The organism is Cupriavidus sp. SIMBA_020 (assembly GCF_046535395.1).
Taxonomy (GTDB): domain Bacteria; phylum Pseudomonadota; class Gammaproteobacteria; order Burkholderiales; family Burkholderiaceae; genus Cupriavidus; species Cupriavidus campinensis.
Genome location: NZ_JAWRWU010000539.1, coordinates 1 through 273, shown reverse-complemented (window position 1 = coordinate 273; position 273 = coordinate 1). Strand labels below are relative to the sequence as shown.

The following is a 273-nucleotide window of genomic DNA, read 5'->3' as shown; positions in this document are numbered from 1 at the left end:
CTGCACCGGGAAAGCGAAGACATTGCCTGCCTGCTGGATATCGCCGCGCAGTCGGACGCCGTGTTCCTGGGCGTGCTGGCGTCGGCGGCCTCGCTCGTGGCAGCGGGTGTGCTGGCGCGCGTGCCGCCGCCGGCCGATTTCGACATCGCCGCACACTTCGCCTTCGTCACGCTGCGCGGCCGCAGCGAAAGCCCCGCCACCCGCATCGCGCGCGACATCTGTTTCGACCAGATCGGCCAGGCGGCGCAGGGATTGCCTGCGGCCTGATGCGGC

1 pseudogene is annotated in these 273 nt (G+C 71.1%); it reads left to right on the top strand.

The window, feature by feature from the left end:
* A pseudogene (locus SB751_RS30410) lies at window positions 1-267 on the top strand (LysR family transcriptional regulator); the annotation flags it as partial.
* Window positions 268-273: the final 6 nt, after the last annotated feature.